The 13,554-nt window shown below is 71.5% G+C and carries 10 protein-coding genes; 5 read left to right on the forward strand and 5 right to left on the reverse strand.

The annotated features are described in order from the left end of the window. Nucleotides 1–771 precede the first annotated feature (771 nt). The 5 genes from ACBR40_RS31945 to ACBR40_RS31965 form a co-directional block, all read right to left on the reverse strand. Nucleotides 772–1,839, reverse strand: a complete 1,068-nt coding sequence (locus ACBR40_RS31945; RefSeq protein WP_371251153.1) for a helix-hairpin-helix domain-containing protein — start codon at nucleotides 1,837–1,839, stop codon at nucleotides 772–774. A 569-nt stretch (nucleotides 1,840–2,408) separates the two neighbouring features. Then, nucleotides 2,409–3,290 (reverse strand): DegV family protein, encoded by an 882-nt coding sequence (locus ACBR40_RS31950; protein WP_371251154.1) that lies wholly within the window; start codon nucleotides 3,288–3,290, stop codon nucleotides 2,409–2,411. A 40-nt stretch (nucleotides 3,291–3,330) separates the two neighbouring features. Continuing rightward, a complete protein-coding gene (gene hutI / locus ACBR40_RS31955; RefSeq protein WP_344204908.1) occupies nucleotides 3,331–4,539 on the reverse strand; it encodes an imidazolonepropionase in 1,209 nt (402 codons plus the stop codon). Between the two features lie 522 nt (nucleotides 4,540–5,061). Next, entirely contained in the window at nucleotides 5,062–6,489 is a 1,428-nt protein-coding gene (hflX, locus tag ACBR40_RS31960) for a GTPase HflX (protein ID WP_344204909.1), read from the reverse strand. Between the two features lie 84 nt (nucleotides 6,490–6,573). Further along, nucleotides 6,574–7,266 carry a DUF4097 family beta strand repeat-containing protein gene (locus ACBR40_RS31965; RefSeq protein WP_344204910.1) on the reverse strand — a complete coding sequence of 231 codons (693 nt, stop codon included), beginning with the start codon at nucleotides 7,264–7,266 and terminating at the stop codon, nucleotides 6,574–6,576. A 156-nt stretch (nucleotides 7,267–7,422) separates the two neighbouring features. Between ACBR40_RS31965 and aceB the strand changes: the two genes are divergently transcribed. From aceB to ACBR40_RS31990, 5 genes are read left to right on the forward strand one after another with little or no spacing between them, the layout of a single operon-like run. Further along, nucleotides 7,423–9,000 carry a malate synthase A gene (gene aceB, locus ACBR40_RS31970; protein ID WP_371251155.1) on the forward strand — a complete coding sequence of 526 codons (1,578 nt, stop codon included), beginning with the start codon at nucleotides 7,423–7,425 and terminating at the stop codon, nucleotides 8,998–9,000. Nucleotides 9,001–9,010: 10 nt separating this feature from the next. Continuing rightward, the gene (locus ACBR40_RS31975; protein ID WP_371251156.1) at nucleotides 9,011–10,447 is read left to right on the forward strand and encodes an FAD-linked oxidase C-terminal domain-containing protein; all 1,437 of its coding nucleotides are present in this window, start codon (nucleotides 9,011–9,013) and stop codon (nucleotides 10,445–10,447) included. Continuing rightward, nucleotides 10,444–11,604 (forward strand): FAD-binding oxidoreductase, encoded by a 1,161-nt coding sequence (locus tag ACBR40_RS31980; RefSeq protein WP_371251157.1) that lies wholly within the window; start codon nucleotides 10,444–10,446, stop codon nucleotides 11,602–11,604. The genes ACBR40_RS31975 and ACBR40_RS31980 overlap by 4 nt, the downstream gene beginning before the upstream one ends. A gap of 2 nt (nucleotides 11,605–11,606) precedes the next feature. Continuing rightward, on the forward strand, nucleotides 11,607–12,809 hold the full coding sequence (locus ACBR40_RS31985; protein ID WP_371251158.1) for a (Fe-S)-binding protein: 1,203 nt from the start codon (nucleotides 11,607–11,609) through the stop codon (nucleotides 12,807–12,809). After that, the gene (locus ACBR40_RS31990) at nucleotides 12,806–13,549 is read left to right on the forward strand and encodes an IclR family transcriptional regulator (protein WP_344204916.1); all 744 of its coding nucleotides are present in this window, start codon (nucleotides 12,806–12,808) and stop codon (nucleotides 13,547–13,549) included. The genes ACBR40_RS31985 and ACBR40_RS31990 overlap by 4 nt, the downstream gene beginning before the upstream one ends. The last annotated feature ends 5 nt before the right edge of the window (nucleotides 13,550–13,554 follow it).

Here is a 13,554-nt window from a genome sequence, read left to right on the forward strand (position 1 = left end):
TGCTGGCTCGGCAGCAGGGCACCCCATGTGCGGCCGCTGGCGAAGACGGTGATGGGGACGTTGACTGACTGGTGGCCGGTGGTCGTGGTGGCGTGCGACTGGATGGTCTTCAGGGTGGCCGGGACGACGTACCTGTCCTGGATGAACTGTTGTGGGCCTTGGTAGTGGTGCTGGGGTCTGCGTCTCGGATCGTCGGTGATCGCGATCTGGGCGGTGATGGTCGCGTTCCTGGCCGCCAGATCGGCTACTGGTCCGGTGGTGAGGGCGTGTACTCGGAGTGCGACAGAGGCTGAGGACGCGGCTGCGGCGATCAGTGAGGCTAGGACGATGTTGCGCCATCTGTGCTGCTCGGTAGTGGCATCTATCCCCGCTTGGCCTGCTTGCGGTTGTCGGGACGTGGAGGGGCGTGTGGCGTCCTGATTCCCCCAGCGGGGGCGGCGGCGGGTGTGCCAGGCGGTTGTTCCGGCGGCCACGGCTGCGATGGCAGCGACGAGCATGCCCACGGTGGCGGAGCAGCTCAGGAGAACCAAGGCGCTGGCCCAGGCGGCCAGGGCAGGCAGCATGAGGGGCCAGGAAGGCTTGTGCTCGCTGTCCGGTGCGTGCTCGCCGTTGGAGGCGTTCGGTGAGTCCTGTTGTGACGTGGGCTTGTGTACTGATGCTGCTGCCGTGCTGATGGCGGTTGTGTGGGGATCGGACTCGGTTCGTCGGGGCGCGGTTGGCTGCGCACCTGGTGGCTGTGAGCTTGGCGGAGGGCCTTTGCGCCTGGTCATGTCAGATGCGGACCTTCGGCTTGATCTCCGCGTACTTGCGTGGGCCTATGCCGGAGACCTCGCGTAGTTGCTCGACGCTGGTGAAGCCGCCGTGGGAGTCGCGGAACTCGGCGATGCGGGCGGCGAGGACTTCGCCGACGCCTGGGAGTTGTTCGAGCTGGTCGGGGGTCGCGGTGTTCAGGTCGAGGACGGCGTCCGCCGGGCTCGCCCCGGGGACGGCAGCGGATGTTCCTGGGGCTCCTACGACGATCTGCTCGCCGTCGATCAGGCGTCTGGCGAGGTTGAGGGAGCCCGTCGCGCTGGTACGGGAGGGGCCGCCGGCGGCTGTCACTGCGTCTGCCACTCGGGTGCCTGCGGGAAGGAGATAGACGCCTGGTTTGCGGACCTTGCCGGTGACGTGGACGGTCAATCTGATCGTGGCGGCGGCGGTGGGTGTCACGAGGGCGGTCGGGGTGGGGGGCGGCAGCGGTTGCGGGGTTGGCTGTGATTGCCAGACGAAGTAGACGGCGGCCGCTACCGCGACTGCTCCGATGGCGAGCAGCACGCGGAGGCCCGGCCTGCCGGGATCGAGGGTTGGGGCCCGGGAGGTCAGGGCGGCGCGAAATGCCTGGAAGGAGGGAGAGATGAGGGCGGCGGCGGTGTCGGGATGGCGCGGCGGTGGTTCGAAGGGCTGGTGGCCGCTGTCCGGCGAAGGGAAGGCGTGCTGGTCGAAGTCGTCGGTGACAGGTGGGGATCCGGCGGCTTCTGAGGTGAGGTCGTGGTCCTGGGGACTCGTGAGTTCAGGGCCGGAGTGGAAGGAGCCGGCATCGCGGATGGCGAGGAAGTCGTCGAGGTCGTGGGTGGGGCGGAAAGTGCCGGGGTTCGGGGTGGCGGCGTAGGGAGTGCTGTCAAGAGTGGCGGTGCCGTCGCGGGAACGGCGGAAGGGGGGAGATGGGTCGGTGGGGTGGAGGGGTGCACTGTCCTGGTGGCGGTGAGTGCCGGGTATGCGGTTCTTGGCGAGCTCCTGGCCTCGGGTGGTGAGGGTTGTGAGCTTGTGCGGGGCGTGGCTGGGCGTGCGACGGTAGGGCAAGAGACGGCGGGGGCGGCGTGGAGGGTTGATGAGCGACCGTAGCCGGGATTCGGCTATGGCCCGCTCTGTGGTCGGATCGGGAGTTCGCACGGCAGAGACAGTAGGGCGGTTGCGGACGAGGCGAAGGGCCGAACGGGGTTCTGGGGATAGCGGTGACGATGGGCGTAGAGCCTGTGGATAGCGGCGCTGCACAGGCGGTTACGAGGGCTGACGGGGTCCGAACGATCCAGAGGGGTGTAGAGGTACCGAGGACGCAGTGCGATTGGGACGGAGGCTCAGAGGGCGCGAGGGCGCAGGAGAGGTGGCAGCTCAGGCTCGACTAGGGCTAAGGAGGGGTGACGGCTCAGGAGGGGTGACGGCTCAGGAGGGGTGGCGGCTCAGGAGGGGTGGCGGCTCAGGAGGCGCGCTCGGGCCCAAGAAGTGCGGCCGCTCAGGAAGCGCCAGGGCCCCAGGCGGTGCGCCGGTTCAAAGGCGCCAAGGCCCAGGAAGTGGGGCCGCTCACGAGGCGCTCGGGCCCAGGAAGTGCGGCCGCTCATGAGGAGGCGCTAGGGCCCAGGAAGTGTGGCGGCTCAAGAGGTGTGGGGGGTGATGGTGAGGCCGAGCATGCCAGGGCCAACGTGTACGCCGATGACCGGACCGACCTCGACCACCTGAAGGTCGGCGAGGGCGGGGAGGCGTTTACGGAGGCGTTCCGCCAGGGCTTCGGCTCGGGGGCGGGCGGCCAGGTGCTGGACTGCCAGTTCCACGGGACCGTCGCCGGCCGCTTGCACCGCCAGATCCTCCAGGCGGGCGATGGCGCGCGTGGCGGTGCGGACCTTCTCCAGAAGGGAGATCTGGCCGTCCACGATGTGGAGCAGAGGCTTGATCATGAGGGCCGAGCCGAGGAGGCGGGCGGCGGCGCCGATGCGGCCGCTGCGGCGCAGGTTGTCCAGGGTGTCGACGTAGAAGTACGTCCGCGTGGACGTGGCGCAGCGGCGGGCGGCCGATGTCACCGTCTCCAATGACGCGCCTGCGGCGGCGGCGCGGGCGGCGGCCAGGACCGGGTAGCCGAGGCCCATCCCTATGGACCGGCTGTCGATCACCTCGACCGGGATGGCCGCGTCGCGGGCAGCCGCTCGTGCGGAGTCCACGGTGCCCGACATTTCGGCTGATAAGTGGATTGAGGCCACTGCAGTGACGCCTGATTCCGCGAGCGCCGCATAGCAGGCGGCGAAGCGGGCGGGCGAGGGACGGGAGGTGGAGGCCGAGCCCGAACCAGAGCCGGAGCCCAAAGCTGTGGGGCCGAAGGAGGCCGGAGGGGCCTGGTTCGGGTGGGGGATGGGGTCCTCGTGGGGCGTGGGGTCGTCGTGGGGGGTGGGGTCGTCGTGGGGGGTGCCGCTGACGATCATGGTGATCGGGACCACCGTCACCCCGTCCACCTCGTCAACCAGGCAGGCAGTCGAGTCGGTCACGACGGCGATTCGGGGCAAAGACGGCATACCCCGAGACTAACTACTGAACGGGCGTCCCACCCCGCCACACCCGGCGCGGCTTGAGGCCGAAGGACCAGGCGAAGGCGCCCTCGTGGTCGGCGTCCCACTGGACGATGTCGGCGAGACGGCCGGGCGCGAGGACGCCGCGGTCGGGCGCCCCGAGCACGGTCGCGCCGCCCAGCGTGGCGGCCCGCAGCGCGTCGTTGACGCTCATCCCGAACGCCGACACCGCCATCGCGATGACCAGCGACATCGAGGTGATGCCGCAGTAGCCGGGGTTGTGGTCGCTGCCGAGCGCGATCTGCACGCCGTGCTTGATCATCTGGCGGACCGGCGGGAGGTGGCCGCGCTGGAGGGCGGTGGCCGGGCAGACCACGGCGGGCACGCCGTAGCGGGACATGATGGCGATGTCCTCGTCGGACATGTGGTGCAGCCCGTCGGCGGAGGCGCAGCCGAGCTCGGCGGCGAGCTGGACGGCGCCGCGGCGGGCGAAGAGGCCGGCGTGGATGCGCGGCAGCAGGCCGACGTTGCGGCCGGAGGCGAGGACCCAGCGGGATTCCTCGGTGGTGAAGTGGCCCTCGTCGCAGTAGACGTCGACGCTGTCGGCGCCGGCCGCGGCCGCGTCGGCGCACCAGGCGCCCACGGCCTCGACGTATTCGCGCTGACGGCCGAAGTATTCCGGAGGCACGACGTGCGCCGCGAGGAACGTGACGTGCACGCGCGGCATCATCGGCTCCTTCTCCAGCTCACGCAGGAGCCGCACGTCGGCGAGCTCGCCGTCGCGCGTGAGGTGGTAGCCGGTCTTGGCCTCGACGGTGGTGGTGCCGCTGAGCAGCCAGCTGCGCAGCCGCTCGCGTACGCCGTTGCACAGGGTCCACGGGTCGGTGCCGCGGGTCACGGTGACGGTCGAGCCGACGCCGCCGCCCGCCGCGGTGATCGAGGCGGCGCTGGAGCCGCCGGTGCGGATGGCCAGCTCGGCGTAGCGGTTGCCGGCGTAGACGGGGTGCGTGTGGGCGTCGATGAGGCCGGGCGTGACCAGCGCGCCGCCGAGGTTCTCCACGTGGTCGACGTCGACGATGTCGTCGACGACCCCGGGCACGCTCTGCGGCAGGTCGGGCGCCCGCCCGACCCACGCGATGCGGTCGTTGTGCACGAGGATGGCCGCGTTGCTGAGGACCTCGTTGCCGGTCCAGAGGCGGCCGATGTTGGTCAGGAGCCGAACGGTCACCGCATCACCGCCCTGCGCGAGCCCCCGCGCGAGCGCATGGCCCAGCGCACGGCCTGTGCCGCGCCCACTGAGTCCGCTCCGGGTCCGGACGACATGGGGGGTCTCCTGCTCTCATCCGCGTCTGTTGTGCGGTGACCGTATCGCCAGAGTCATGATCCGGCGATTTCAGTTCAGTTACGTTATTTCACATATCGGGCCGGTGTACAGGGTTATTCGGAAGAAAGACCAGTCATCCCCACCGTCACCCAGCCCCACCTCGTTCACGCGGCCCCCGCTGATGACTTTGACACCTAAGTCATCATCCGAAACCCGGAAGCCGAACCTCAGCCAAGACAGCCAGACCTACGTCAGGTCTGGCCAATCGTAGCAATACCAGGGCTTCAGGGACCACTGCCGCTTTTGGGCAAGTCTGCACGCTTTGCGGCAAGACCTCCCCAGCCCTGCCGTGACGTGCCCGACAATCGGACCGCCCCACCGTACCGCAGTACGGCGGGGCGCCCCGGGTGAATCGTGAAAGTGCTTCTACGAAACGCGCTCCACCGGCTTGCCCACCCGCTCCAGCTCCTGGAACAGGCTGGGCAGCACGCGGGCGTGCAGGACCGTGCCGTCCTCGACGTGGTCCACGGAGAGCACCTCGCCCTCCTTGTGGGCCCGCGAGACCAGGTCGCCCCGCTCGTACGGCACCAGCAGGTGCACCTCGTGGTCGAGCCGCGGCAGCTCCCGCTCGATGAGCTCCATGAGCTCGGGGATGCCCTTGCCGGTGCGCGCCGAGACCACGATGCTGCGCCGCTCGCGCCGCGTGATGCGGTCGAGGACCTCCTGGTCGGCCGCGTCGGCCTTGTTGACCACGACGATCTCGGGGATGCCCGAGACGCCGTCGAGGTCGGCCAGCACCTCGCGCACGGCGGCGAGCTGGCCTTCGGGGTCGGGGTGCGAGCCGTCGACCACGTGCAGGATCAGGTCGGCGTCGGCGACCTCCTCCAGCGTGGAGCGGAACGCCTCGACGAGCTGGTGCGGCAGGTGGCGGACGAAGCCGACGGTGTCGGCGATCGTGAACAGCCTGCCTTCGGGCGTGCGCGCGCGGCGCACGGTCGGGTCGAGGGTGGCGAACAGCGCGTCCTCCACCAGCACACCCGCGCCGGTGACGCGGTTGAGCAGCGAGGACTTGCCGGCGTTGGTGTAGCCGGCGATGGCCACGGCCGGGACCTCGCGCTGCTGGCGCGCTTGACGCTTGGTGTCGCGCGCGGTGGACATGCCGCCGATCTGCCGGCGGAGCTTGGCCATCCGCTCGCGGATGCGGCGGCGGTCCAGCTCGATCTTGGTCTCACCGGGGCCGCGGCCGCCGATGCCGACGCCGCCCGCCGCCCGTCCGCCGACCTGGCGGGACAGGTTGCCACCCCAGCCGCGCAGCCGCGGCAGCAGGTATTGGAGCTGCGCCAGCTCGACCTGGGCCTTGCCCTCGCGGCTCTTGGCGTGCTGGGCGAAGATGTCGAGGATCAGCGCCGTGCGGTCGATGACCTTGACCTTGACGGTGTCTTCGAGCTGGCGGAGCTGGCCGGGGGTCAGCTCACCGTCGCAGATCACGGTGTCGGCGCCGGTCGACTCCACGATGTCGCGCAGCTCAAGGGCCTTGCCCGAGCCGATGTAGGTCGCGGGGTCGGGCTTCTGGCGCCGCTGGATGAGGCCGTCGAGCACCTGGGAGCCGGCCGTCTCCGCGAGAAGCTTGAGCTCCAGCAAGGAGTTGTCTGCGTCCTCGGCGGTGCCGGAGGTCCAGACGCCGACGAGAACGACCCGTTCAAGCCGCAGCTGCCGGTACTCGACCTCGGAGACGTCCTGGAGCTCGGTGGAGAGGCCCGCCACGCGCCGCAGCGCCTGACGCTCCTCAAGATCGAATTCCCCGGTGTCGAAGCCTGTGGTCTCGAACTCGTCGAGTGCGGTGTTTTTGTGCATTCGTGTCATCTCTATGAGGGAAACGTCTGGACACCTCGATGTCTTCCCCGATGGTGGCACGACATCCCCCGCGTAAGCACCTGGTTATCGCGCTGACACGCTGATGTTGCCCGACCCGGTGCTGACGGAGATCTTGTTCGGGGAGGAGCGGTCGTTCTTCACCGAGACCTCCACGTCGCCCGAGCCCACGTCGGTCGACACGTCGTAGGCGCCGTCGGGGACGAACAGGGAGACGTCCCCCGAACCGGCCTTGAGCCGGGCGCTGGTGGGGGCGGTGGCGTACTTGAGCTCGACGTTGCCGGAGCCGGAGTCGGCCACGACGTTCTTGCCGCTCAGGTCGGCGGCGTCCACGTCGCCGGAGGCCACGTGGACGCGTACGTCCCCGCTGAGGGCGCGCAGCGTGATGTCACCCGACCCGGTCTCCAGGTCGACGGCGAGCCCCTTGGGGACCTCGATCCTGTAGTCGACGCCGCAGGTGCCCAGGCTGGACGGGCAGGAGTAGAAGAGGGCAAGCGTGCCGCCCTCGACCTTGTGCTCGGGCGTGGGCCTTGAGTCGCCGCTCCAGCGCAGGGTCTCGGTGACGCGGACGGCCGTGCCGCCGGTCTCGGTGATCACGGCATCGCCGGAGGCGCCGTCGAGCCGCAGCTCGGTCACCCGGTCGGTCACCTCGTAGGACTTGGTGTCCTTGTTGGTGGGGCCGGCGATGGCGTCCAGTCCGCAGCCCGTCAGCAGCGCGGCCCCGGCCAGCAGGCCACCCGCGATCGCGATCGTTCTCATGGATCGATCTTCCCCCCGGCGAGCCGCCCGCGCCCATCGGGGATGTCCCCTAAGACGACCCGGGGGACCCCCGGTCTTTGACCCGGAAGGCCGGGCAGAGTAGCGTCACTTCCACAATCCAGAATCCATTTTCCACAGAGCGGAAAAGAGGCCCGTATGGAGATCACCGGCCCGAGGCTCGACCGGTTCGACGAGATCCTCACCCCGCAGGCGCTCGACTTCGTGGCGGCGCTCCACCGGGAGTTCGACTCCAGGCGGCTGGAGCTGCTGGAGGCCCGGCAGGCGCGGCAGGCGGAGCTGTCGGCGGGCGGCACCCTCGACTTCCTGCCGGAGACGAAGGAGATCAGGGAGGGCGACTGGCAGGTCGCGTCCCCGGCGCCCGGCCTGGAGGACCGGCGCGTCGAGATCACCGGACCGGTCGACAAGAAGATGACCATCAACGCGCTCAACTCCGGCGCGAAGGTGTGGCTGGCCGACTTCGAGGACGCCAACTCGCCGCTCTGGGAGAACTGCGTGGCCGGCCAGCTCAACCTGCGCGACGCGCTCGACCGCGCGATCGACTTCGAGACCGGCGGCAAGTCCTACGCGCTGCGCCCGGACGACGAGCTGGCCACGATCGTGGTCCGGCCGCGCGGCTGGCACCTGGGCGAGAAGCACGCGAACGTCGACGGGCGGCCGGTGTCGGCCTCGCTGTTCGACTTCGGCCTCTACTTCTTCCACTGCGCGCAGCGGCAGCTCGACAAGGGCAAGGGCCCGTACTTCTATCTGCCGAAGATGGAGTCGCACCTGGAGGCGCGGCTCTGGAACGACGTCTTCACCCGTGCGCAGGAGCTGCTCGGCATCCCGCACGGCACCATCAGGGCCACCGTGCTCATCGAGACCTACCCGGCCGCGTTCGAGATGGAGGAGATCCTCTACGAGCTGCGCGAGCACTCGGCGGGGCTCAACGCGGGCCGCTGGGACTACCTGTTCAGCGTGATCAAGAAGTTCCGCACCCGTGGGCGGGAGTTCCTGCTGCCGGAGCGGAACGCGGTGACGATGACGGCGCCGTTCATGCGCGCGTACACCGAGCTGCTGGTGCGCACCTGCCACAAGCGCGGCGCGCACGCGATCGGCGGGATGGCGGCGTTCATCCCCTCGCGCCGCGACCCCGAGGTCAACGCGGTGGCGCTGGAGAAGGTGCGGGCCGACAAGACGCGCGAGTCGGGCGACGGGTTCGACGGCTCGTGGGTGGCGCACCCGGACCTGGTGCCGATCTGCAGGGAGGTCTTCGACGGGGTGCTCGGCGAGCGGCCCAACCAGCTCGACCGGCTGCGTGAGGACGTCGCCGTCTCGGCCGCCGACCTGCTGTCGGTCTCCGAGACGCCGGGCGACATCACCGAGGCCGGGCTGCGCAGCAACGTGGACGTGGCGCTGCGCTACCTGGCCGCGTGGATGGGCGGCTCCGGCGCGGTGGCCATCCACAACCTCATGGAGGACGCCGCCACGGCCGAGATCTCGCGCTCGCAGATCTGGCAGTGGATCCACAACGACATCACGCTGGCCGACACGGGCGAGCGGGTGACGAAGGAGCTGGTCGAGCGGATCATCGCGGAGGAGCTGGAGCAGGCGGCCAAGGAGCCGGGGTACGACGAGAAGCTGTTCGGCCAGGCCACGGCGCTGTTCAAGGAAGTGGCGCTCGACGACGACTTCGCCGAGTTCCTGACCCTCCCCGCCTACGCCCGGATGCCGTAGAAAAGGCGTGATGGAGACACTGACGACGGCGTTGCTCTCGGTGCTGCCCCGCGATTCGGTCATCACCGATCCGGTGCGCCTGCGCACCTACGAGTGCGACGGCCTCACCTACCACCGGGCGACCCCGGGCGTGGTCGTGCTGCCGGCCACGGCCGAGCAGGTCGCCCGGGTGGTACGCCTCTGCAACGACTTCGGCGTGCCCTTCGTGGCCAGGGGCGCGGGCACCGGCCTGTCCGGCGGCGCGCTCCCCCGCGAGGACGGCGTGCTCATCGTGACCTCGAAGATGCGCGCCGTCCTGGAGATCGACCTGCCGGGCCGGCGGGCCGTGGTGGAGCCGGGCGTGACGAACCTCGCCATCACCGAGGCCGTGCGCGAACAGGGCTACTACTACGCGCCCGACCCCTCCAGCCAGCAGGTCTGCTCGATCGGCGGCAACGTGGCGGAGAACTCGGGCGGCGCCCACTGCCTCAAGTACGGCTTCACCGTCAACCACGTCGAGGCGTGCGAGATCGTCACCCCTGACGGCGACCTGGTCACGCTGGACCGGATGGACCCCGGCTACGACCTGCTGGGCGCGTTCATCGGCTCGGAGGGCACGCTCGGCATCGCCACCAAGATCACCGTACGGCTCAGCCGGGCGCCGGAGGCCGTCACCACGGTGCTGGCCGCGTACGAGAGCATCGAGCAGGGCGGCCAGGCGGTCTCGGAGATCATCGGGGCGGGCATCGTGCCGGCCGCGATCGAGATGATGGACGCGCTCGCCATCGAGGCGGCCGAGGCCGCCGTGGCCTGCTCCTACCCCGAGGGCGCCGGGGCGGTGCTGATCGTGGAGCTGGACGGGCCGGCGGCGGAGGTGGAGCGGCAGTTCGCGCGGCTCAGTGAGATCTGCGCGGGCGCGTTCGAGCTGCGCGTGGCGGCGGACGCGGCCGAGCGGGCGGCGATCTGGAAGGGCCGCAAGTCGGCGTTCGCGGCGGTGGGCCGCATCAGCCCGGCCTACATCGTCCAGGACGGCGTGGTGCCGCGCACGGCGCTGCCCGGCGTGCTGGCCGCCATCGACCGGATCTCGGCCGAGCACGACATCAGGGTGGCGAACGTCTTCCACGCGGGAGACGGCAACCTGCATCCGCTGGTGCTGTTCGACGACGCCGAGCCGGGCGCGGGCGAGCGGGCCGAGGTGGTGTCGGGCGCGATCCTCGACCTGTGCGTCGAGCACGGCGGCTCGATCACCGGGGAGCACGGCGTCGGCGTGGACAAGGCGCGCTACATGCCGCGGATGTTCAGCGCGACCGATCTCGACACCATGCAGCTCGTCCGGTGCGCGTTCGACCCGGAGGGCCTGGCCAATCCGGGCAAGGTGTTCCCCACGCCGCGCCTGTGCGGCGAGGTGCCGGGCGTGCGCAAGGGCGTCCATCCGCTGGTCGAGTCGGGGAAGGCGGAGCAGTTTTGATCGAGGGTGTGACGGTCGGGCAGGCGGGCCCCGGGGACGCCGTCGGCGGCGTGCTCCCCCGGTGGGTCGCGCTGCCCGAGAACGTCGAGGAGGTCGCGGCGGTGCTGCGGGCCTGCGCCGAACGGGACCTCGCGGTGGTGCCCGCGGGCGGCGGCACGAAGCTGCACTGGGGGGCGCCCCCGGAGCGCTGCGACGTGCGGCTCGACCTGAGCCGTCTCGACAAGGTCCTGGAGCACGCGGCGGGCGACCTGGTGGTCCGCGCGCAGGCGGGGGTGACGATGGGCGCCCTGGCCGCCGCGCTCGCGGACGAGGGCCAGGAGCTGGCGGTCGACGCGCCCGAGGACGCGACGGTGGGCGGCACGCTGGCCACCGGGGCCGCCGGCCCGCGCGCCTTCCGCTACGGCACCCCGCGCGACCTGCTCATCGGCGTCACGGTGGTGCTGGCGGACGGCACGATCGCCCGCTCGGGCGGCAAGGTCGTCAAGAACGTCGCGGGCTACGACCTCGGCAAGCTCTTCACCGGCTCCTACGGCACGCTCGGCGTCATCGCCGAGGCCACGTTCCGGCTGCACCCGCTGCCCGCCGCGCGGCGCTGGGTGTGTGCCGAGGTCGAGGCGGCGGACCTGCCGGGGATCGCGGCGGCGCTGGCCGCCTCGCAGGCCGAGCCGAGCGCCGCCGAGGTGGAGCGGCCGGAGCCGGACGCGCGCCCGGTGCTCGCGGTGCTGGCCGAGGGTGCGGCGGCGGAGAGCCGGGCGGCGGCGCTGCGCGAGCTGGTGGGCGGCGGCGAGATCTCCGACGCGCCGCCCCCGTGGTGGGGGCTGGTCCCCCGGGACGAGACGCTGGTCGAGGCGCGGTTCCCCGCCACGGGCCTGGCGGCCGTGCTGGAGGCGGCCGAGCGGGCCGGGCTGGCGCTGCGCGGGTCGGTGCTGTCCGGGCGGGTGCTGCTGGTGCCGGCTGAACCTGTGGAAGCCGAGGTCCTGGCCGGGTTGCGGCGACGGGTGGAGGCCGGGGGCGGGCGGGTGAACGTGCTGGCCGCGCCGCGCGCCGGGCTCGACCGGTGGGGGCAGGTGAGCGCGCTGCCGCTGATGCGGCGCGTCAAGGAACGGTTCGATCCCGGGCGCAGGATGTCTCCCGGCCGGTTCGTGGGAGGCATCTGAGCATGGACCCCAAACTGATCAACGACTGCGTGCACTGCGGGTTCTGCCTGCCGACATGCCCGACGTACGTGCTGTGGGGCGAGGAGATGGACTCGCCGCGCGGGCGCATCCACCTGATGAAGCAGCACGTCGAGGGCACGCCGGTGACGCCCGAGATGGCCGGGCACTTCGACGCCTGCCTCGGCTGTATGGCCTGCGTGACCGCCTGCCCGTCGGGCGTGCGCTACGACCGGCTGATCGAGCTGACCCGGGTGGAGGTGGAGCGGCGGCACGAGCGCGACCCCCAGGAGCGGGCGGTGCGGGGCATCGTGTTCAGCCTCTTCCCCTATCCGCGCCGGCTGCGGCTGACGCGGCCGGTGACGCCGCTCGCCCGGCGCATGGCCGGCTACGTCGGCAGGGCCAACCCGAGCCTCGGCGCGATGGCCGCGCTCGCGCCCCGCGTCGAGCGGCGCGAGCGGCTGCCGCGCGTGGTGCGGGCCAGGGGCGAGCGCCGGGCCGTGGTCGGCATGCTGCTCGGCTGCGTGCAGCGCGAGTTCTTCCCGCAGGTCAACGCGGCCACGGCGCGGGTGCTGTCGATGGAGGGCTGCGACGTGGTGATCCCGCCCCGTCAGGGCTGCTGCGGCGCGCTCAGCGTGCACGCCGGGCGCGAGGAGCAGGCCAGGCGGCTGGCCCGGCGCACGGTCCGGGCCTTCGAGCGGGCCGGGGTGAGCACGGTCGTGGTCAACTCGGCGGGCTGCGGCTCCTCGATGAAGGAGTACGGCGAGCTGCTGGGCGAGGAGCCCCGGTTCGAGGTGCGCGACCTGTCGGAGTTCCTGGCCGAGCTGGGGCCGGTCGCCGAGCGGCATCCGCTGCCGCTCACCGTCGCCTACCACGACGCCTGCCACCTGGCCCACGCCCAGGGCGTGCGCTCGCAGCCACGCGAGCTGCTGGCCGGCATCCCCGGGCTGGAGGTGCGCGAGATCCCCGAGTCGGCCATCTGCTGCGGCTCGGCCGGCACGTACAACATCTTCCGCCCCGAGGCCGCCCGCGAGCTCGGCGACCGCAAGGCTAAGGCGGTCGGCTCGACCGGCGCGGAGCTGCTGGTGTCGGCCAACCCGGGGTGCACGATGCAGATCGCGGCCGCGATGCGGCGGGCGGGCGACGACATCCGGGTGGCGCACACGGCCGAGGTCCTCGACGCCTCCCTGCGCGGGGTGAGCCTGTGAGCGTCCAGTCGGTGGAGCGGGCGCTCGACGTGCTGGAGGCGCTGGCCGAGCACGGGGGCGAGGCGGGGCTGTCGGAGATCGCGGCACGCACGGGGCTGCCGTACGGCACGATCCACCGGCTGCTGCAGACGCTGGTCGCCCGCGGCTACGTGCGCCAGGAGGCCGACCGGCGCTACGCGCTCGGGGGCGGGCTGGTGCGGCTCGGCGGAGTCGCGGAGGGCATGGTCGGGGTGCGGGCGCAGCCGTACCTCGAGAAGATGGTGGAGCTGTCCGGCGAGACGGCGAACCTGGCCGTGCTCGAAGGCGACTTCATCGTCTACGTGGCACAGGCGTCCTCGCCGCGCCGGCTGCGGATGTTCGCCGAGGTGGGGCGGCGGGTGCTGCCGCACAGCACGGCGGTGGGCAAGGTGCTGCTGGCGGGGCGGCCCCCGCAGGAGGCGGTCGCGGTGTTCGAGCGCACCGGCATGCCCCGCCGCACCCCCAACACCATCACCGAGATCGACGCCATGCTCGCCGAGCTGGCGGCGGTGCACGAGCGCGGCTACGCCATGGACCTCGGCGAGGAGGAGCTGGGCGTGCACTGCATGGCGGTGCCGGTACGCGACGGCGAGCGGGTGGTGGCGGCCATGTCGGTGTCGGGGCCGGCCGAGCGGATCGACGCGCTGGACCGGACGGAGCTGGCCGAGGGGCTGGGGAAGATCGCTCTCGACTTCGGCAGGGAGTTCGGCCCGCACTCCTAGTAACC

This window comes from Nonomuraea sp. AD125B (genome assembly GCF_041402765.1).
GTDB classification, from domain to species: Bacteria; Actinomycetota; Actinomycetes; order Streptosporangiales; family Streptosporangiaceae; genus Nonomuraea; species Nonomuraea bangladeshensis.